The organism is Pedobacter cryoconitis (assembly GCF_014207135.1).
In the GTDB taxonomy this organism is placed as follows: Bacteria; Bacteroidota; Bacteroidia; order Sphingobacteriales; family Sphingobacteriaceae; genus Pedobacter; species Pedobacter cryoconitis_D.
In genome coordinates, this window is record NZ_JACHCC010000004.1 from 156,152 (window position 1) to 176,443 (window position 20,292).

16 protein-coding genes are annotated in these 20,292 nt (G+C 37.9%); 11 read left to right on the top strand and 5 right to left on the bottom strand.

The features are described from left to right. The 5 genes from HDF25_RS08350 (at position 1) to HDF25_RS08370 (ending at position 9,984) form a co-directional block, all read left to right on the top strand. Positions 1 to 3,315 carry a hypothetical protein gene (locus tag HDF25_RS08350; protein ID WP_184624290.1) on the top strand — a complete coding sequence of 1,105 codons (3,315 nt, stop codon included), beginning with the start codon at positions 1 to 3 and terminating at the stop codon, positions 3,313 to 3,315. Between the two features lie 10 nt (positions 3,316 to 3,325). Beyond that, on the top strand, positions 3,326 to 3,778 hold the full coding sequence (gene ybeY / locus HDF25_RS08355; protein ID WP_184624291.1) for an rRNA maturation RNase YbeY: 453 nt from the start codon (positions 3,326 to 3,328) through the stop codon (positions 3,776 to 3,778). A 545-nt stretch (positions 3,779 to 4,323) separates the two neighbouring features. Continuing rightward, positions 4,324 to 6,198, top strand: a complete 1,875-nt coding sequence (locus HDF25_RS08360) for an ABC-F family ATP-binding cassette domain-containing protein (protein WP_184624292.1) — start codon at positions 4,324 to 4,326, stop codon at positions 6,196 to 6,198. A 139-nt stretch (positions 6,199 to 6,337) separates the two neighbouring features. Next, positions 6,338 to 8,200, top strand: a complete 1,863-nt coding sequence (gene mnmG / locus HDF25_RS08365) for a tRNA uridine-5-carboxymethylaminomethyl(34) synthesis enzyme MnmG (protein ID WP_184624293.1) — start codon at positions 6,338 to 6,340, stop codon at positions 8,198 to 8,200. A 143-nt stretch (positions 8,201 to 8,343) separates the two neighbouring features. Further along, complete coding sequence (locus tag HDF25_RS08370; RefSeq protein WP_184624294.1) at positions 8,344 to 9,984, top strand: Ig-like domain-containing protein; 1,641 nt, start codon at positions 8,344 to 8,346, stop codon at positions 9,982 to 9,984. A 1-nt stretch (position 9,985) separates the two neighbouring features. Here the strand turns inward: HDF25_RS08370 and HDF25_RS08375 are convergent, their stop codons facing one another. After that, a complete protein-coding gene (locus HDF25_RS08375; RefSeq protein WP_184624295.1) occupies positions 9,986 to 10,495 on the bottom strand; it encodes a gamma carbonic anhydrase family protein in 510 nt (169 codons plus the stop codon). 10 nt (positions 10,496 to 10,505) lie between these two features. After that, entirely contained in the window at positions 10,506 to 12,092 is a 1,587-nt protein-coding gene (gene nadB / locus HDF25_RS08380; RefSeq protein WP_184624296.1) for an L-aspartate oxidase, read from the bottom strand. Positions 12,093 to 12,490: 398 nt separating this feature from the next. On the opposite strand from nadB, the gene nadA reads away from it, so the two are divergent. Then, complete coding sequence (gene nadA, locus HDF25_RS08385) at positions 12,491 to 13,483, top strand: quinolinate synthase NadA (protein WP_184624297.1); 993 nt, start codon at positions 12,491 to 12,493, stop codon at positions 13,481 to 13,483. Positions 13,484 to 13,523: 40 nt separating this feature from the next. Continuing rightward, entirely contained in the window at positions 13,524 to 14,564 is a 1,041-nt protein-coding gene (gene thiL, locus HDF25_RS08390) for a thiamine-phosphate kinase (RefSeq protein ID WP_184624298.1), read from the top strand. Here thiL and HDF25_RS08395 read toward each other — a convergent pair. Beyond that, on the bottom strand, positions 14,559 to 15,881 hold the full coding sequence (locus HDF25_RS08395) for a DNA recombination protein RmuC (protein ID WP_184624299.1): 1,323 nt from the start codon (positions 15,879 to 15,881) through the stop codon (positions 14,559 to 14,561). The two genes, thiL and HDF25_RS08395, sit on opposite strands and share 6 nt — an antisense overlap. Positions 15,882 to 16,188: 307 nt before the next feature. On the opposite strand from HDF25_RS08395, the gene HDF25_RS08400 reads away from it, so the two are divergent. Beyond that, entirely contained in the window at positions 16,189 to 16,884 is a 696-nt protein-coding gene (locus tag HDF25_RS08400) for a zinc metallopeptidase (RefSeq protein WP_184624300.1), read from the top strand. Here HDF25_RS08400 and apaG read toward each other — a convergent pair. Further along, positions 16,881 to 17,267, bottom strand: a complete 387-nt coding sequence (apaG, locus tag HDF25_RS08405) for a Co2+/Mg2+ efflux protein ApaG (protein WP_184624301.1) — start codon at positions 17,265 to 17,267, stop codon at positions 16,881 to 16,883. The two genes, HDF25_RS08400 and apaG, sit on opposite strands and share 4 nt — an antisense overlap. 33 nt (positions 17,268 to 17,300) lie before the next feature. Next, positions 17,301 to 18,308, bottom strand: coding sequence for a tRNA dihydrouridine synthase DusB (dusB, locus tag HDF25_RS08410; RefSeq protein WP_184624302.1), 1,008 nt, complete (start codon positions 18,306 to 18,308; stop codon positions 17,301 to 17,303). Between the two features lie 54 nt (positions 18,309 to 18,362). Here dusB and HDF25_RS08415 point away from each other — a divergent pair, with 54 nt between their 5' ends. From HDF25_RS08415 to HDF25_RS08425, 3 genes are read left to right on the top strand one after another with little or no spacing between them, the layout of a single operon-like run. Next, positions 18,363 to 19,292: a CPBP family intramembrane glutamic endopeptidase gene (locus HDF25_RS08415; protein ID WP_184624303.1), complete on the top strand. Its 930-nt coding sequence runs from the start codon at positions 18,363 to 18,365 to the stop codon at positions 19,290 to 19,292. Continuing rightward, a complete protein-coding gene (locus HDF25_RS08420) occupies positions 19,273 to 19,482 on the top strand; it encodes a DUF2007 domain-containing protein (RefSeq protein WP_184624304.1) in 210 nt (69 codons plus the stop codon). The genes HDF25_RS08415 and HDF25_RS08420 overlap by 20 nt, the downstream gene beginning before the upstream one ends. Further along, positions 19,479 to 20,288, top strand: coding sequence for a phosphatidate cytidylyltransferase (locus HDF25_RS08425; RefSeq protein ID WP_184624305.1), 810 nt, complete (start codon positions 19,479 to 19,481; stop codon positions 20,286 to 20,288). The genes HDF25_RS08420 and HDF25_RS08425 overlap by 4 nt, the downstream gene beginning before the upstream one ends. Positions 20,289 to 20,292: the final 4 nt, after the last annotated feature.

The window sequence follows — 20,292 nt, forward strand, 5'->3', positions numbered from 1 at the left end:
ATGGATAACAACTACGAACTTTTAATTTCAAAGATTAATGAATTTAAGCAGAGGTTTTATCTCAATAAACTGCTGAAAGGCCTTATTTATACCCTGGCACTGCTGTTTGCACTGTACCTTCTACTGTTTGTCCTGGTTTATTATCTGCAGCCAGTCCCGCTGATCAAAACCATCCTTTTCTTTTCCTATCTATTGATTTTAGTAGTTTCAATAGTATTGGGTATCGTCAAACCTGCGCTGGCTTATTTCAAACTGAGCAAAAGTCTTAGCCTGGAAGAATCGGCTGAGATTATCGGGAACCATTTTCAGCCGGTAAGAGATAAATTACTGAATACAATACAGCTTAAAGCGCTGGCAGATTTATCCCCACAGCATAATCAGCTGATTCTGGCTGGCATAGAACAAAAAATAGTGGAGCTAAGCCCTGTGCCATTCAGTAAAGCCATTAATCTGGGCGATAACAGGAAACTTATCCGGTATTTCGCTGTTCCTTTATTGATTATTGTCATTATTGGCTTGCTGGCGCCTGTCATTCTGAGAGAAGGAACGCATAGTCTTGTACAATATGACAAAGAAATACTACCCGCTGCACCTTTCAGTTTTGTATTGAAAAACAATGATTTGACTGCAACTCAGGGTGATGATATCCAACTCGATTTAAAACTGGAAGGCGATCAGCTTCCACAGGAAGTTTATCTGAAAGAGGGCCTGAATACTTTTAAACTCGAAAAAAAAACGAAGAGTCTTTTTCATTATACCCTAAAAAATCTTCAGAAAACACAAATACTTCGTTTCAGCGCCGGGGGATTTGACTCCAGAGCCTATACGGTGACGATCAAACCAAGACCTGCGGTACTAACAATAAATGCAGATCTGGAATATCCTTCTTATCTCAAAAAGAAGAAAGAACATATAGCTAATGCCACAGACCTGATTATACCAGAAGGCACTGCCGTTACCTGGAAAATTTCAACAGCAAACACAAAGCAAATCTTATTTAAATCCGGAGGACTGAGTAGTATACTTCCTGTGACTGATAACCTCGCCAGCATGAAGGCTGTACTTAGAAAAAGTCAGCAATATCAGCTCGTTCCTAAAAATGATTTTTCTTTGCAAAAAGACTCAATCACACATAAAATAGAGGTTATTACTGACCTCCCGCCTGTGATTGACAGCAAAGAGACAGCCGATTCCCTAAGTCGTAAAGCACTCTACTTTACCGGAAATATCCAGGATGACCATGGCTTCAGTTCGCTCCGGTTTATCTATACCCTCAGGGAAAATGGTATTGCTAAAAAGACTGTGCAAACCAATATACCTTTTAAAGCAAATCAGCAGCAAAATGCTTTTTTTTATTTCTGGAACCTCAGAAATATTGACCTAAACCCGGGTCAGACGCTGGAATACTACATAGAAGTAGCCGATAATGATGGCGTAAACGGCCCTAAGAAAAGCCGTACCGCCGTCAGAACCTACGCCCCTCCTTCTACCCAGCAACTGCAAAAACAAATCAATACGGAGAGCAATCAGCTGAAACAGCAAATGGAGTCTGCCATCAAACTGGCTGGCCAGGTAGAAAGAGAAAGTAAAAAACTAGGGGAAACCCTGCTCGATAAAAAGACGCTCACCTTTGAAGATAAAAAAGAAATCAGTCAGCTTCTGGAAAAACAGCAGAAACTGGAAGCCGCAGTCCGCGAAATTCAGGAAGAAAAAAAGAAAAACACTTACAAGATGAATGAAAATCAGCCACTGAAAGATCAGCTGGCTGAACAGCAAAAACAAATAGATAATCTTTTCAATAATGTGCTTGATCCTAAAACAAAGGAGTTACTGGAAAAACTTCAGAACATGATTTCGCAGAATAATAAAGACCAGACACAGCAGGAATTGTCGAAGATGACAATGGATAATAAATCGTTAAAAAATGAGCTTGACCGTATTTTAGAGCTCTATAAACAGTTGGAATTTGAGCAAAACCTGCAGGAAAAAATAACCCGTTTATCCAGCATGGCGAAAACACAGCAGGATCTGGCCAGGCAGACCCAGAATAAAAACGCACCGCTGAATGAACTGCAAAAAAGCCAGGAGAAACAGCAACAGGAATTTAATGAGCTGAAAAAGGAAATCAAGCAATTACAGGACAAAAACCAGGCATTGGAACGGCCGAATAACTTCGAAACACAAGAGAAAACAGCACAGCTAGTTCAGAACCAGCAACAGCAGAGTCTGGAGAAACTGCAGCAGAATCAAAGACAAAAAGCAGCAGACCAGCAACAGAAAGCTGCTGATAATATGCGTGAGATGGCAAAGAAAATGGAGGATGATCAGCAACAGGCGTCAGAGCTGGAAAACAGTCTCCAGACAGAAGAACTAAGGACTTTACTGCAACATCTCCTTCAGACTTCCTTTGATCAGGAAAAAGTAATGGTAAGCCTTAGTAAAATGGCCTTCAATGATCCTTCCTATATCCGCAACGTTCAGCTGCAACGTGGTATTAAGGATAATATGCGGACGATTTCGGACAGCCTTTCCTCACTGAGCAAAAGGGTTCCTCAAATAGAAAGTACGGTTACATCCGAAATGCAGCAGATCAATTTTAATCTGGATAAAAGCCTGGAAAACCTCGCGGACAGACGTACCTATGAGGCTGTAAAAAATCAGCAGTATACCATGACCTCTATTAATAACCTGGCACTAATGCTTAACGAGGCGCTGGAACAGCTGGAGAAAAACAAAAGAAATACAAAACAGGGAGGAAAAGGCAAGGGTAAACAATCCATGCAGCAGCTGCAAAAGATGCAGGACCAACTGAATAAAAACATGCAGCAAGCCCGTCAGCAATTGCAGAAAGAAGGTAAACAAGGAAATGTCCCAAAAGGGGAAATGAGTGAAAACTTTGCGAAAATGGCCCAGCAGCAACAGATGATCCGTGAAGCACTTCAACGCATTAACGCAGATGAAAATAAAGGCGGCAATGGAAATCAGGGTAACCTGAATCAGGTGATTAAGGAAATGAAACTTACGGAAACTGAACTGATCAATAAAAGAATCGAAGAGGCTACGATCAGACGTCAGCAGGAAGTATTAACCAAATTACTGGATGCAGATAAAGCCAGCCGCGAACAGAATGAAGATGGAAAACGCGAGAGTAAGGCTGGAAAAGATTTCCCTCCTTCTTATCCTAAATTACTGGAAGAATTCAAAAAGAAACAATCCGGCGAAAATGAGTTATTGCAAAAATTACCCCCTTCATTAAACTACTATTATAAAAATAAAATAGCAGACTATTTTAAATTGCTAAATTTGCAGCAGTAAATAAGCATCCATGAGTAAACCAGCCATATATTTTTTTTTAGAAGACGTTAAGTACACCCTCAAAAACAAAACCCTGATCAGGAACTGGATCAGTGAAGCGGTCGTTACTGAAGGTTATGAGCTGGATGAATTAACTTTCATTTTATGCAGTGACGAATATTTACTGGGTATAAACCAGCAATATCTTAATCACGATGATTATACTGACGTGATTACTTTTGATAATTCAGAGAAAGCCAAAACAATTACTGGAGATATTTTCATCAGTATTGAACGTATCCAGGAAAACGCAAAAAAATTTAAGGGGACTGTCGCTCATGAACTTTGCCGCGTCATGATTCATGGCACTCTTCATTTGCTGGGCTACAAGGATAAGAGCAAAGCTGCGAAAACATTGATGACCCAAAAAGAAGACCATTATTTGTCATTAATTGACTCAGCGTTGGGCTTAACGGGTATTTAATCACCCATCAAAAACACTAATTGCTGATTATCAGTCGGTTACAAACACAAACACATCGATTTAACACTGGGTTATTTATAAGAGATTTAAGCCGTTTTTAAAATCTTCGAACCATATTACTTCAAAATATCAAAAAATCGTTTGTATCGCTTAAAAAGCTGGTAAAACGGAACGTCAATGTTTGCCTTGAGCCCTTTTCATCCGTTTTACAAAATATTCTGATTTATGCTCCTTTCTTCAATCAAATCTCCCATTTTTTTTGTGCAACATACTTTTTATCCTGCTCCCTTAAATAAAAACGTTTTCTTTCCATAGCAAACTCTGCACGAATTCAGCTGATCCGGCATAGATTTTCAGAAGATCATTTATAAGCTCCGAAAGCTACCTGTAACCGGTGCTAATCTTCTCTTATACATATTGATACCTCCAAGAGTTAAGGAATTGTAATTAAATATTTAGATGTTTAAACACATGAATATTATACCCACAAATATTGCTTACTTTTGCAGGTAATTTCTTATCTGATAATTCGTTAAAAATATACTTTGAGCACATTAATTGCAGCAGAAAATTTAGGCCATGCCTACCATGATGAATGGTTATTCAAAAATCTAACCCTAGGCATCCAGACCGGACAGCGTGTAGCGCTTGTTGGGATAAATGGCGCCGGAAAAAGTACCCTCTTAAAATTACTTGCCGAGCGGTTTACTCCACTGGAAGGGAAAATAGTAAAAAATAAATTCGTTAAGATTGGTTTCCTGGATCAGGAACCCTCCTTCCCTGATGGTTATTCTATCAGTGATTTTATTTTTTCTACAGAAAATAAGCAGCAACAGTTAATCAAGGAATATGAAGAACTGATTGAAGATCCAAACCCGGACGAAAAAACACTCAACCGTTTATACGAGGAATTGAGCGAGCATAATGCCTGGGAATATGAGCATGAAATCAAAACGATTTTAAGCCGTATGGGAATTAATCATTTGCAGCAAAAAATCTCAACTTTATCAGGTGGCCAGAAAAAACGTCTGGCACTGGCAAAATTATTAATCGAAGATCCGGAAATTTATGTCCTGGATGAGCCAACCAATCACCTGGATATTGATACGATTGAATGGTTGGAAAAATTGCTGACTTCCGGAAACAAAACAATTTTATTAGTTACGCACGACAGGTATTTCCTGGATAACGTATGTAATACTATTGTAGAACTGGACAGAGGTAAAATTTACAACTACAATGGAAACTACGCCTATTTCCTGGAAAAGAAATCGGAACGTGAAGCAGCTGATGAAAGTACTTTTCAAAAAAATAAGAACCTCCTGAAAAAAGAACTGGAGTGGATGCGCAGAATGCCACAGGCAAGAACGACTAAATCCCAGTCCAGAATAGATGCTTTTTATGATCTGGAAAGCAAAACCAAACAACGTTCAGATACGCAAAGTGTAACACTGAATGTGAAAATGGCCCGCCAGGGAAATAAGATCCTTGAACTGGATCATATTGGTCAGTCGTTTGACGAGAAAAAAATCATCAATGATTTTAGCTATACTTTCAAACGTGCAGACCGAATAGGTTTAGCAGGAAAGAATGGTACCGGCAAATCAACTTTGTTAAATATTATCACTGGTTTCTTAACTCCTGAAAAGGGGAAAGTAAGTACTGGTGAAACTACAGTATATGGTTACTACAAACAAGGTGGTTTAGCTTTCAACGAAAAAGAAAGAGTAATCGATATTGTAAAATCGGATGCCGAATATATTAAAATGGCTGATGGTTCAATGATCTCAGCTTCCCAGTTATTAACCTTATTCCTCTTCCCTCCCAAGAAACAACACGGCATGGTAGAGAAATTAAGCGGCGGGGAGAAAAAGCGTTTACACCTGATGAAGGTTTTAATGCAGAACCCTAACTTCCTTATTCTGGATGAGCCGACGAATGATTTGGATATTGACACGCTGAATGTCCTGGAAGAATTCCTTGAAAACTTTCCTGGTGTTTTAATTCTGGTTTCTCACGACAGATATCTGCTGGATAAAATGAGCGAACAATTATTTATCATGGAAGGCAATGGCGTAGTAAATATCTACAATGGAAATTATTCTGAATACCGTTTGAGCCTGGACGTTCCTAAAGAAAAGACAGAGAACAAAACAACAAAGACGGAACAGAAAGCGAACAGTGTCCCTCCTGCTAAATTAACCTATAAAGAACAGAAAGAATTAGAAGACCTGGAATTAAAGGTTTCGGAGACAGAAGCAGAAATTGAAAAGCTGACCAATTCCCTTTTAGCTATAGACAGCACGAAGTATATGGAAATCCAGGAAGTCACTAAAACCATCGAAAAGTTAACTGAAGGTTTAGAGAAGACCATGGAGCGCTGGTTAGAATTATCAGAAAAAACAAATAAAACAAGCTAATTTTAGGCTTTCTGATGCCTCAGCAAAAGCAAACAAGCCCGTTGAGCTAAATTAAAAATTAACGTTCCACGTGGAACGCCTGGTCTTCAAGAGAAGAAATACAGACCTTGTTTCACGTGGAACATAAACACAAAATAAGATGTTTAAAGAATATGATGTGATTGTTGTCGGTGCCGGACACGCAGGTTGCGAAGCAGCAGCGGCAGCAGCAAACATGGGATCTTCCGTTTTATTGGTCACCATGAACATGGAGACAATTGCGCAGATGAGCTGCAACCCTGCTATGGGCGGTGTAGCAAAAGGACAAATCGTAAGGGAGATTGATGCTATGGGTGGATACTCTGGTATCATCAGTGATAAGACAACTTTACAATTCAGAATGCTCAATTTGTCTAAGGGGCCAGCGATGTGGAGCCCACGCGCACAGAACGACAGAAAGAGATTTGCAGAAGAATGGAGACTTGCTTTAGAGCGTACACCAAATGTAGATTTCTGGCAGGACATGGTAAGTAGCCTGATCATTGAAAACAATAAAGTAACAGGTGTAAAAACTTCTATTGGTGTAGAGATAAAAGCCAAAAGTGTTGTACTGACAAACGGAACTTTCCTAAATGGTTTAATCCATATCGGAGAGAAAAAATTTGGCGGAGGAAGAACAGGTGAAAAAGCAGCGACCGGAATTACCGAACAATTAACTTCCCTGGGTTTCGAAGCCGGCAGAATGAAGACGGGTACTCCCCCACGCGTGGATGGAAGATCGTTAAATTATTCCCTGATGGAAGAGCAATGGGGTGATGAAAATCCAGGACGTTTTTCTTACACAAACGTAGAGCGTCCTACCGAAAAAAGATGTTGCTGGATCACTTATACCAACAGTAACGTTCACGAGACTCTGAAAGAAGGATTCGAAAAATCTCCAATGTTCACTGGCAGAATCAAAGGTCTCGGTCCAAGATATTGTCCTTCTATCGAAGATAAAATAAACCGCTTTGCGGAACGTGACAGACACCAGATTTTTGTAGAACCTGAAGGATGGAATACCTGTGAAATTTATGTGAATGGATTTTCAACTTCATTACCTGAGGATGTACAATACAGGGCACTGATCCAGATACCAGGTTTCGAAAATGCTAAAATGTTCAGACCAGGTTATGCCATTGAATACGATTATTTTCCACCTACCCAGTTATCCCTGACTCTCGAAACCAAACTCATTGAGAATCTGTACTTTGCGGGTCAGATTAATGGCACAACTGGATACGAAGAGGCTGCTAGTCAGGGTTTTATAGCCGGAATTAATGCACATTTAAAGATTAATGAGAAAGCTCCTTTAATTATGAAGCGTTCCGAATCTTATATTGGCGTACTGATTGACGACTTAGTCACAAAAGGTACCGAAGAACCTTATCGTATGTTTACCTCCAGAGCTGAACACAGACTATTGCTTCGTCAGGACAATGCAGATATCAGGCTCTCCCCTATTGCCCACGCTTTAGGATTGATCAGTGATGAACGTCTGGAAATCGTACATCAGAAAATTGCTAACTCTGACCATATCGTTGCCTTCACCAGAAAACAGGGAATCGAAATGACGGAGGCAAATGAGATGCTTGAAAATTTAAATTCAACTCCACTTGCACAAAATGTAAAACTGTTCAGCGTACTGAGCAGACCACAGGTAGGAATTGAGGATCTCAGAAAGGTTAGTAAAAGTTTTGATGAATACTTAAATGCCTACGATCAGGAAACTATTGAGCAGGCTGAAATTAAAATCAAGTATGAAAGCTATTTTCTGAAAGAACAGGAGATCGTGAATAAAATGCAGAAGATGGAAGACAAAGACATCAATCCTGATTTTGATTATTCTACTTTAGGGTCACTGTCAAAAGAAGCACGCGAAAAATTATTGAAGATAAAACCCCGTACTTTGGGACAGGCTTCGAGAATTTCAGGCGTTTCACCGTCCGATATTTCAGTTTTAATGGTACATATCAGCAAATAAAACACAATTAATTGATTTACAATCGATTACAACAAAAATAAGTGAATCTGAAAGCAGCTTGATTTAAAGCGATATAAGCCACTTTCAGATTTTCTTAGACATATTATATAAAAAGGTTAAGAAGTTTATTATATCGCATCTAAATGGTCAAAAACAGCTTATTAAAGATAGCGCGGAATTTAATCTATACATTTTCAGGAATATCACTGATTTATGGCTGCGCAAGTATTGGTCCGGGTCCACAGGGAGGTCCAAAGGATAAAACTCCGCCAAAAATACTTTCCATGGTTCCGAAAAATTTAACCAGAAATTTTACTGCTAAAAAAATCGTAATCCAGTTTGATGAATATTTTAAATTAGTTGACCAGTATAAGCAATTTTCAATCTCTCCGGACCTTGCGGTCATGCCGACCCTGAAAGTAAAAAACAAATCACTGGAAATTACTTTTACAGATTCTCTTGAAAAAAATACAACCTATACCCTCAACTTCGGTAAAGCGATTGCTGATGTTAATGAAGGAAACGTACTGAAAAATTTCAGTTATGTTTTTTCTACGGGTTCTTCTATGGACTCTCTGAGTATATCGGGTCATATCAAAGATGCAATAACCGGTAAACCATTAATTGAAGGTGTGGCATTCGTTCTTCCCCTGGCTAAAGACACGGCCATCTTTGGTAAAAAGAAAGCCTCAATATATACACTTACCGACAGCAGCGGGAATTACAAAATCAACAATTTAAGAAGTAATACCTATAAAGTTTATGCCCTGAAAGAGCAAAACAGTGATAAAATATATCAGCAAAGTTCTGATGAAATAGGTTTTGTTAAAGAACCACTAGTCCTGAAAAAAGACACTCAGAATGTGAACATGGTCATCTTTAAAGAAGATGCTACTGTCTTCAGGGTAAATGACAGGAGACTGAATGCTGATGGAAGTATAACCCTTCTTTTTAATCAGAAACTACAGCATCCCGGAATTACAATCATTGAACCTAAAAATCTTGATCTGAATAAAGAAGTCAAATTCAATAAAACCGGTGACTCAGTCAAGATATGGCTGAATGATATGAACTTCGATTCTACTAAAGTAAGCATCACCAACAACGGAAAATTATTGCAGACAGTTAATTTTAACCGCGGTAAGAAGGATACCTATAAGCGTGTGGTTACTGCTACAGATAATATTGAAGCCAATCTGCTCAATCCGAATAAACCATTCACTTTAACTTTCGGTATACCAGTAGAAACTGTAGATCCTGCAAAAATTGTCTTCATGGAAGATTCTGTAGCAAACACTAATTTCAAAGTTAAAAAAGACAGCTTAGACTTCCTTTCCTACCATATACTGTACCCCTGGAAACCCAACAGAATCTATGAACTCAAATTCAAGGAAGGGGCATTTACTGCCATATTCAATACCAAAAATAAAGAGTTTACCAAGAAATTCCAGCTGGCGAAAAGTGATGATTATGGTACCTTAAAAGTAAAAATAGTCACCCCCGAACCTAACAAACAATATTTGCTGGAAGTAACCAATGAGAACAAGGCTATAGTCAACAGCCTGGTAGTATCAAAAGATACTACCGTTAGTTTTAATAATTACAGGGCCGGAAAATATTTCATCAGGATCATTTATGATACCAACAAAAATGGTGTATGGGATACAGGTAATGTCAAATTAGGTATACAACCAGAGAAAATATGGAACGAACCTAAAGAACTTTCTATACGTGCAAACTGGGATAGAAATGAAACTATCACCCTGCCAAAAGAACCCCAGTAGACTATTTAAACCAGTCTGCGTACATGATATAATTATCAGGTAACTTATTTAATAAAGCCCGTTGCTCTTCAGTAATGGGCTTTATTTTTTTCGCCGGGGTACCCGCATACAGAAACCCAGATTCACAAATTGTGTTTTCCAGTACAACCGAACCAGCGCCTATAATACAGTACTCATTAACTACTGCATTGTCCATAATTATAGCGCCCATACCAACCAGTACATGATCTTTCAGTACACAGCCATGGACAATCGCATTATGTCCCACTGACACGCGGTTACCAATCGTTGTAGCAGCTTTAAGATAGGTAGCGTGTATTACCGCCCCATCCTGGATATTGCTGTCATTTCCTATCGTAATCGTATTCACATCACCCCTGATTACAGCATTGAACCAAACAGAACAATTAGTTCCCATAGTCACATCCCCTACTATAGTCGCATTTGGCGCAATAAAACAATTCTCACCCCATTTGGGATTTTTATCTAAAACCGGTAAAATAACAGGCATATTATATATATTAAAAAATAGTATCAGTTAATTCTTCAGCATGACCAGGGTAATCTGTAGTAAAATGCAATCCCCTGCTCTCTTTTCTTGCCATCGCCGATTTAATTACAGTAAAAGCAACCTGTATTACATTTCTCAGTTCACAAAGCTTAACTGAAACCTTATTGGCTTTATAAAATTCTTCTGTCTCTTCATGCAATAAAAATAACCGGCGCATTGCTCTGTCCAACCTGAAATCAGATCTTACTATTCCTACATAATCACTCATCAGTTTCTGAGTCTCTCTTAAATTATGTGTAACCAGAATATCTTCATCTGACTGTACAACTCCATCATCATTCCATTCAGGAATATTGCCGGGAATCACACTATTTTTAAATTTCTCTATAGCATCGAGATAAATACGATGTGCAAATACGGGAGCTTCTAACAGTGAATTTGAAGCCAGACGGTTTGCCCCGTGCAGACCAGTTGATGAACATTCACCACAGGCATATAAATTATTGATAGAAGATCTTCCAAATTCATCCACTAAAATTCCTCCGCACATATAATGTGCAGCTGGAGTAACCGGTATCAAATCTTTGGTCATGTCTATTCCTATAGATAAACACTTCGCATAAATATTTGGAAAATGTGTCAATATGTCAGCTTTTGAACGATGCCTGATATCCAGATAAACGAAATCTTCACCCGATTTTTTCATTTCAGAATCTATCGCACGGGCCACAATATCACGTGGTGCCAATGACCCTCTTTCATCATATTCATACATAAATTCATCCCCATTCTTACGCTTTAGAACGCCTCCAAAGCCCCTCACAGCTTCCGAAATTAAGAAGGATGGATACTCTCCAGGGTTATAAAGAGCCGTAGGATGGAACTGAATAAATTCCATATTCCTCAATTTCCCTTTTGCGCGGTACACCATTGCCATTCCATCTCCTGTCGCAATTACCGGATTTGTAGTACTGGAATACACATGACCAGCTCCTCCAGAAGCCAGAACAGTTACCTTTGCTAGTATCTTTTCCACATCGTTAAGCTCTGTGTTAAAGGCATATACACCAAAACAGTTAATAACTTTGGTGCTCTTGTCAACAAACTCACCGAGGTGATGTTGGGTAATTAACTCCAAACAGAAGTAATGTGTTAATATCTCTATATTCGGATTTTCGTGAATTTGCTTCAATAAAACACTCTCAATTTCGTACCCTGTAACGTCTTTATAGTGCAAAACGCGGTGCTCCGAATGCCCCCCTTCCTTGGCCAGATCATAAACCCCTGCAGGATCTTTATCGAAGTTTATACCGTAATCTATGATCTCCTGGATACGCTGAGGCCCTTCCTTAACAACGATTTCCACAATTTCCGGATCACAAAGCCCATCGCCCGCAATTAAAGTATCCTGAATATGTTTTTCGAAAGAATCATCTTTATCTACAACAACAGCTACACCACCCTGGGCATATTTTGTATTTGATTCGTCTTCATTTGATTTTGTGATGATAAGTACTTTACCATGTCTGGCGGCCTTTAAAGCGAAGCTCAAGCCCGCAATCCCCGATCCTATTACTAAAAAATCTGTATTCTTCATTGAATTGTGCTGATTCTGCGTTGTTGTTAACAACGTTAGAAAAATGTTAATTACATGTCTAAATAAATAGAGTAACTATTTAAGAATGTTTAAAGCTAAGCTAAAATGAGAATTAGACACAATATTTTAAGTTATTTTTCAGCAACTTTGCATGAGTTATTAACTTTTTACTACCAAACAACTAATAAACATCTGAGTATGGATAAGTTTTTAATCTCAAAAATATCTAATTGTAAATCAGCAGATATTTCCAGAAAAAAAGTGATTTATTTGTTAGTAACTATAGAACAAGTTATATAAACGAATAAATATTCCGGAGTTACAAACATTACTAACACACTAATAAACAATAGAAGTCTATTTATATTAAATAATTATTAATTATTGAAACGTTGAAAATGGATACCTTAGAAGAATTGAACAGAAGAGGATTTGTAGAGGAAAGTATCGATCCAACACTTGATCTTTTTGAAGAAATTGAAAAACTAAAAAAAGAGAAAAATGCGATCATTTTAGCACATTACTATCAAGAACCTGATATACAGGATGTTGCTGACTATATTGGGGATAGTTTGGGACTTTCTCAGGAAGCAGCCAGAACTGAGGCAGATGTAATTGTGTTTGCAGGTGTGCATTTTATGGCAGAAACGGCTAAAATCCTTTCTCCTGATAAAAAAGTGTTATTACCAGATTTGAAGGCAGGATGCTCATTAGCAGATAGTTGTCCTCCACATTTGTTTAAAAAATTTAAAGAGAAATACCCGGATCACCTGGTTATTACTTATGTAAATTGTACAGCTGAACTGAAAGCGATGAGTGATATCGTTTGTACTTCAACAAATGCTGTTCAGATTGTAGAAAGTCTGCCAAAAGAGCAGAAAATTATTTTTGGTCCGGATAAAAATCTGGGTGCCTGGGTGGCTAAAAAAACCGGAAGGGATTTGGTATTATGGAATGGTGCCTGTATGGTTCATGAGATATTTTCGAGAGAGAAAATAACAAAACTTAAAGAGCGTCATCCCAATGCGAAATTTATTGCACACCCGGAATGTGAAGAAGCAGTATTGCAGATGGCAGATTATATAGGATCTACTACAGGTCTGTTAAATTATTCCATCAAAAGTGATGCAAAAGAGTTTATTGTTGCTACAGAAAGCGGTATTATTCACCAGATGGAAAAGGCAAATCCATCTAAAACTTTTATACCTGCGCCGCCGAATAATAACTGTGCCTGCAATGATTGTCCGTATATGAAAAGAAATACACTGGAAAAATTATATCTGTGTTTGAAAAACGGATCACCAGAAGTAACTGTACCGGAAAATATTATCAGGGAAGCGAGAAAACCAATAGAAAGAATGCTGGAAATATCAGCAAGTCTTGGATTATAAAAAGACGGGAAATCCGCTCTTGAGATTTATATAATAAAATATGTTTGAAAATAAAGAACGTACAGATCTGTCAGAATTAGGTGAATTTGGCTTAATTGAGCATCTGACAAATAATTTTAAAATAAGACATGAAAGTAGCGTAAAAGGTATCGGTGACGATGCAGCGGTACTTCATGCAGGTGATAAAGAAGTTTTAATTTCTACAGATCTACTGCTGGAAGGAATTCACTTTGACCTGGCCTATGTACCCCTGATGCATTTAGGTTATAAAGCTGTACAGGTTAATCTGAGCGATATTTATGCGATGAATGGTGTTGCGACTCAGATTACAGTTTCGATAGGTGTATCGAGTAAATTTCCACTAGAAGCTGTGGAAGAAATTTATAAAGGAATAGAACTTGCCTGTAATAAATTCAATATTGATCTGATTGGCGGGGATACTTCTTCGAGTAAACAGGGATTAGTATTGAGCGTGACGAGTATAGGTTATGCTGATAAAAAAGATATCTGTTACAGAAACGGGGCTAACGAAGGAGATTTAATTTGTGTTTCCGGCGACCTGGGAGGTGCCTATGTAGGTTTACAGATACTGGAAAGAGAAAAACAGATTTTTCTGGAAAACCCTAATATTCAGCCTGATCTGGAAGGAAAAGATTATATTATTGAACGTCAGCTTAAACCAGAAGGAAGAAGAGATATTGTAGATCTGCTGGCACAAATGAAAATTGTACCAACAGCTATGATTGATGTATCAGATGGTCTGGCTTCGGATATCATGCATATCTGTAAACAATCTGATAAGGGATGTACTTTATATGAAGATAAATTTCCAATTGATCCGATGACTTATGAAACTGCAAGAGAACTGGGATTGGATCCTACAGTTTGTGCATTAAATGGTGGTGAGGATTATGAACTGTTATTTACGATCAAACAGGATGATTATACTAAACTTAAACATGATGTAGATATAACCGTAATTGGTCATATTACGGATAAACCATCAGGTTGTAAAATGGTTTCAAAATCAAATGTAGTCCATGAGTTAAAAGCGCAGGGCTGGAACGCCTTTAAATTATAGGATTTCATCATCCAGTAAGGCTGGGTCCAAAAACTTCTGATCAATCTGTTTAGTTGTTTTTGCACCCAGCTTTTTAATTTTATCGGCAGTATTTGCAAGATTTCCTGATCCTGTTGAAAGTTTACCCAATGCTTTATCATAAGCGTCCTGACTTTGCCTGATATTCCTGCCGATACTTTCCATATCAGTTAGAAAACCAACAAATTTATCATACATACTACCACTTAAACGCGCTATTTCGAGTACATTTCTATTTTGTCTTTCCTGTTTCCATATACTGGAAATTGTACGGAGGGTAGCTAGTAAGGTTGACGGGCTTACGATAACGACCTTTCTTTCCCAGGCATAATTGAACAATTCTGCATCTTTTTGAACTGCTACACCGAAAGAGGATTCTATAGGAATAAAAAGTAATACAAAATCGGGTGAATTGATCTGATAAAGAGCCTGATAATTTTTACCAGACAGATCCTGAACGTGATTTTTAAGAGATAAAAGATGTTGTTTCACGTAGATTTCCCTTTCTTCTTCACTTTCTGCAGTCACATATTTTTCATAGGCGATCAGGGAAACCTTGGAATCTACAACTATGTGTTTGTCTTCCGGAAGATCGATAATTACATCAGGCTGTACTCTGGTTCCAGTAGAAGTATTAAAACTTGATTGTATTCTGTATTCCTGATCTCTGACCAGTCCTGAGCGTTCCAGTACACGCTCCAGAATAACTTCACCCCAGTTACCTTGTTTTTTATTATCGCCTTTAAGGGCTTTTGTCAGGTTATTTGCATCTTCCTGTATTTGTCTGCTCTGATCCATGAGCTGTGAAATTACCCCCTTGAGTATATTCCGCTCGTCTGACTCCGCTTTGTAGACCCTTTCGACCTTTTCCTCGAATGCCTTAATATTTTCCTTCAGCGGGCTTAAAATGAGGTCCATATTTGCTTTGTTATTAGCCGTAAATCTGGAGGTTTTTTCTTCCAGAATTTTATTGGCAATGTGCTCGAACTCCATTTTAAACTGCTGTTGCAGTTCCAGTATGTATTTTTCCTGTTCAGTTTGCTTATTTAACTGGGCTTTCAGCATTTCCTCTGCTTTTACAGCACGGCTCCGTTCGTCCATAAAACCAGTACGTAAATCAACCAGCTCATCTTCCAGAATTTGTTTTTCCTCTTTATAATAGGCAATAATTTTTTCATGCTCAGTATCTTTTAGAGATAATAAGTCCAGCTGATTTTTATCAGTAACCGGCTTTTTTAATAAAAGAAAAATGAGTGCGGAAAGAACGAGAATAAGTAATACAATGATCAGGATATTCATTTGCTAATATTTTTATCAAAAATCATTATTATAAACGATTTTAGCAAATATATTAGTATGTGTCTTGTGGTTTTAATGAAGTTTTTTAAAGACAGCTTCTTTTTTTACTAAAAAATAACACTTGTTTTTTGCGTTAAATATTGAGTCTTTTTTTTATTGGTAAATAATTTTTTAACCAGCATGTTCTTTTTTTTTATAAAAAGGATGGTTTGGATCGGGATTTTTATTTTTTACAAAAAAAAACAAAGAATGAAATGATTATAGGAACAATTTTTGATTTACATATTTAGTAATGATATATTAAGAGATGGGAACCTATTTATTTTTTATAATTCCAATGCTCATTTTAAGTGTTTTTGTGCAATGGAAATTCAGAGATAAATTTTCCAGATATGCAGAAATGCAGTTAAATTCTGGATTTTCGGGACATGAGGTAGCTGAAAAAATGTTACATGATAATGGGATATATGATGTGCGCGTTATGAATACAGACGGGCAGCTGACTGATCATTATAATCCCGCTGAGAAAACTGTTAATCTGAGTACTGATGTTTATTATGGAAGAAGCGTAGCCGCAGCAGCAGTGGCTGCACATGAATGCGGACATGCGGTTCAGCATGCTAAATCCTATCACTGGCTCCAGTTCAGGACAGATATGGTCCCTGTGGTAAGTATATCGTCCAATCTCTTACAGTGGGTGCTGATTATAGGTATTTTATTAATAGGATTTACCGGAAACCCAATAGTTCTGGGAATTGGCGTTGCCGGACTGGCATTAGTTACTATTTTTAGCTTTATCACCCTCCCTGTAGAATTCGATGCGAGTAAAAGAGCATTAATCTGGTTAAAAAATAATCAGGTGGTGATGCACAGCAAGGAAGAAAATGTGCAGGCCAAGGATGCCTTATGGTGGGCAGCCATGACCTATGTTGTAGCAGCAATAGGTGCACTGGCTAATTTACTATATTATGCTTCCATGCTATTTGGAAGGAACAGAAACTAATTTAAGCGATACGGAACGATTAACTGGAATTCCGGAATATCTACGGTAAAATCTGTAGAATCAGGTATACGGTGCATGGTATAGTTACCAGACATAGAGCCCATATCAGTAGTAAGATTGCATCCTGAGACATAAGAATAACTTTCTCCGGGTTCTATAACAGGCTGTATACCAACCACACCTTCTCCTTCAACTTCGCGCTGTGTTCCGTTAGAATCGAAGATGAACCATTGACGGCGCATCAGCTGTATGGAATAATCTGAAAGATTTTCTACGGTAATCTGGTAGGCAAACATAAAATGCTCTTTCTCTGGATTGGAATATTCTTCCTGATACACCGTATCTACCGAAATCTTAACGCCCTGTGTTATTGCTGTGACCATTGTAATCTATATTTAACAAGTGTTTTTCAAAAATCAAGCCATTTCTCCTTCAAGGAGAATATGATGATATTTATCTGCCACTTCGTCTAAAATAGCATGAATTATTTCAATATTATCTTCTTTAACCAATAACATTCTATAGTTTTTAAAATCAGGTAAACCCTTAAAATAGTTTGCATAATGGCGTCTCATTTCGAATATACCAACTTTAGGGCCTTTCCATGCAATAGATTTATCTAAATGTACACGGCAAACGCTAACTCTCTCTGCTACAGTAGGACCGGCAAGTTTTTCCCCGGTTTTAAAATAATGAGCAATTTCTCTGAAAATCCATGGATAACCAATAGCAGCCCTGCCGATCATAATCCCGTCCACTTCAAATTCTCTGCGCCACTCAAATGCCTTTTGCGGACTGTCTACATCACCATTACCAAAAACAGGTATTTTGATTCTCGGATTTCTTTTGATATCCCTGATCATCCGCCAGTCAGCTTCTCCCTTATACATCTGCGATCTGGTCCTTCCATGAATAGTTAAGGCCTGTATGCCTATATCCTGGAGCCTTTCAGCTACTTCATCAACGTTTTTAGTATTATCATCCCAGCCTAATCTGGTTTTAACAGTAACCGGAAGATGCGTAGCTTTCACTACAGCTTCGGTCATTTTTACCATTTTATCTATATCCTGCAAAAGGGCTGAACCAGCTCCTTTACAGGCTACCTGTTTAACCGGGCAGCCATAATTGATATCAATCAGATCTGGTTTGGCCAGGGTTGCTATTTCTGTAGCTTCCTGCATAGTGGATATTTCACTGCCGAAAATCTGGATACCTATAGGTCTTTCGTATTCAAAAATATCCAGTTTCTGCCTGCTTTTTGCTGCATCACGTATCAGTCCTTCGGAAGAGATAAATTCAGTGTACATCATATCCACCCCGCTTTGTTTACATACAAAACGAAAAGGAGGATCACTTACATCTTCCATTGGTGCAAGCAATAAAGGGAATTCTCCCAGGTCAATATTTCCTATCTTTACAGACATTTTTCTATCTTCAATCCAAAATTAAAAAGACAAAGGTACAAACTATTCCCAATAATGAATTTCATTTACAAAGAGCGAGAGGAAAGGGGTGCTTATTTACAGCTACTTATGATTCTCTGTTATGCCATTGCGGGTATCAGCTTTGGAACTATTTTAAGTTTTATAGTGATGCTTCTGGTTTTCGGAAGCGGTGCATTTGGTAATTTCACAGACTTCATGGGAAATCCTTATTATGTAACTGTATTGAAAATTTCCCAGGCACTAACTACCGGTTTTTTATTCATTTTACCCCCTCTGTGGCTTGCAAAGACAGAAAAAATAAGAATAAAGGATTTTTACGGATTTAAAAGACCAAAAGCTTTTATCTTTCTCCTGGTATTTTTAATTATGCTCTGTTCTATGCCGCTGATGGAGATGATTGCGATGGCTAATCAGAAAATGTCATTTCCCGATTTTCTTAAACCCATAGAAAACTGGATGCGGAATGCCGAGGATGAAGCTACAAAAATGACAGAATTATTATTGAAGACAAAGAATGGATTTGATTTTTTGATCAATATAGTAGTGATAGCACTATTGCCGGCTATAGGTGAGGAATTGATGTTCAGGGGTGGTGTTCAGCGTATATTTACCAGGATGTTTAATAACCCGCATGTAGCGATATGGATTTCTGCATTTATTTTCAGTGCTATACATGTTCAGTTTTTTGGATTTTTTCCAAGAATGTTCCTGGGGGCCGCATTTGGATACATTTATCTGTGGACGGGGAGTTTATGGTACGCCATGTTTGCGCATTTCCTCAATAATGCTTACGCGGTTAGTTTAGCCTGGTATTTACAAAAACATCACATTCCTTTAAGTGAAGCAGATAATTCTTCATATTTTCCATGGTATGCCTCTATTATTAGCTTAATTTTGAGCGTACTTTTATTTTATTATTTAAAACACAAAACCACAGCGCACAATGGAGAACAATTGGGTTAAGGTTTATACCACAGAAGATCCTATCACAGCAGAGATCATTAAACAGGGATTAATAGAAAACGACATAGCAGCGGTGATTATGAATAAAAAAGATTCATCTTACCAGACTTTCGGTGTTATAGAAGTATTGGTTAGCCAAAAGGATTTCGATACTGCAGAAGCTTATATAAAATCTACAGAAACGGAATGAAGACCAGAGCAATAACGGCATTCTTTTTTACTATCGTGATGTTAGGTTCCATTTTCCTGGGGGCATATACATTTACAGTTTTTTATCTGCTTTTAAGTGTATTTTCACTGGCAGAATTTTACAAGCTGATTAAAATTGGTGGGATCAGACCACATCGTAATATTGGATTGGTGGTTAGTGCAATGCTATTTCTGATTACTGCGGCATATCATTTATACCAGTTTGAAACGAAATATTTATTGCTGCTGATTCCGATGGTATCGGCTGTCTTTTTAGGAGAATTATATAAAAAGGATAAGATTCCGTTTGCGAATATTGCCTACACATTTGTAGGGTTCGTCTATGTGACAGTTCCTTTCTGTTTTTTCTACTCTCTGGCTTTTATACAGGATTGGAAGACACATAATTTTCATTTACCGTTGGCATTTTTATTATTGTTATGGGCAAGTGATACAGGAGCCTATCTGTTTGGCAGGAAACTGGGAAGCCATAAATTATTTGAACGCCATTCCCCTAAAAAAACATGGGAAGGTTTCTTTGGCGGGATGTTCACCAGTTTGCTGGTTTCGTTCCTGATTTCGTTGTTTTTTACTGAAATTCCTATGCTCGTTTGGGCAGGAATGGCTGTTTTAATTGTGAGTTTTGGTACACTAGGGGATTTGGTAGAGTCCATGCTTAAAAGAAGTCTGGATGCGAAGGATTCAGGTACACTTTTACCAGGACATGGTGGTTTACTGGATAGATTTGATGGATTATTAATTGCTGCCCCAGTAGTGTTTGCCTATTTATACCTGGTTTTAAACTAGTGAA

Coding starts and splice junctions, on each gene's coding strand:
- HDF25_RS08350 (WP_184624290.1), top strand. CDS start 1: ATGGATAACAACTACGAACTTTTAATTTCAAAGATTAATGAATTTAAG.
- ybeY (WP_184624291.1), top strand. CDS start 3,326: ATGAGTAAACCAGCCATATATTTTTTTTTAGAAGACGTTAAGTACACC.
- mnmG (WP_184624293.1), top strand. CDS start 6,338: ATGTTTAAAGAATATGATGTGATTGTTGTCGGTGCCGGACACGCAGGT.
- HDF25_RS08370 (WP_184624294.1), top strand. CDS start 8,344: ATGGTCAAAAACAGCTTATTAAAGATAGCGCGGAATTTAATCTATACA.
- HDF25_RS08375 (WP_184624295.1), bottom strand. CDS start 10,495: ATGCCTGTTATTTTACCGGTTTTAGATAAAAATCCCAAATGGGGTGAG.
- nadB (WP_184624296.1), bottom strand. CDS start 12,092: ATGAAGAATACAGATTTTTTAGTAATAGGATCGGGGATTGCGGGCTTG.
- nadA (WP_184624297.1), top strand. CDS start 12,491: ATGGATACCTTAGAAGAATTGAACAGAAGAGGATTTGTAGAGGAAAGT.
- thiL (WP_184624298.1), top strand. CDS start 13,524: ATGTTTGAAAATAAAGAACGTACAGATCTGTCAGAATTAGGTGAATTT.
- HDF25_RS08395 (WP_184624299.1), bottom strand. CDS start 15,881: ATGAATATCCTGATCATTGTATTACTTATTCTCGTTCTTTCCGCACTC.
- HDF25_RS08400 (WP_184624300.1), top strand. CDS start 16,189: ATGGGAACCTATTTATTTTTTATAATTCCAATGCTCATTTTAAGTGTT.
- apaG (WP_184624301.1), bottom strand. CDS start 17,267: ATGGTCACAGCAATAACACAGGGCGTTAAGATTTCGGTAGATACGGTG.
- dusB (WP_184624302.1), bottom strand. CDS start 18,308: ATGTCTGTAAAGATAGGAAATATTGACCTGGGAGAATTCCCTTTATTG.
- HDF25_RS08415 (WP_184624303.1), top strand. CDS start 18,363: ATGAATTTCATTTACAAAGAGCGAGAGGAAAGGGGTGCTTATTTACAG.
- HDF25_RS08420 (WP_184624304.1), top strand. CDS start 19,273: ATGGAGAACAATTGGGTTAAGGTTTATACCACAGAAGATCCTATCACA.
- HDF25_RS08425 (WP_184624305.1), top strand. CDS start 19,479: ATGAAGACCAGAGCAATAACGGCATTCTTTTTTACTATCGTGATGTTA.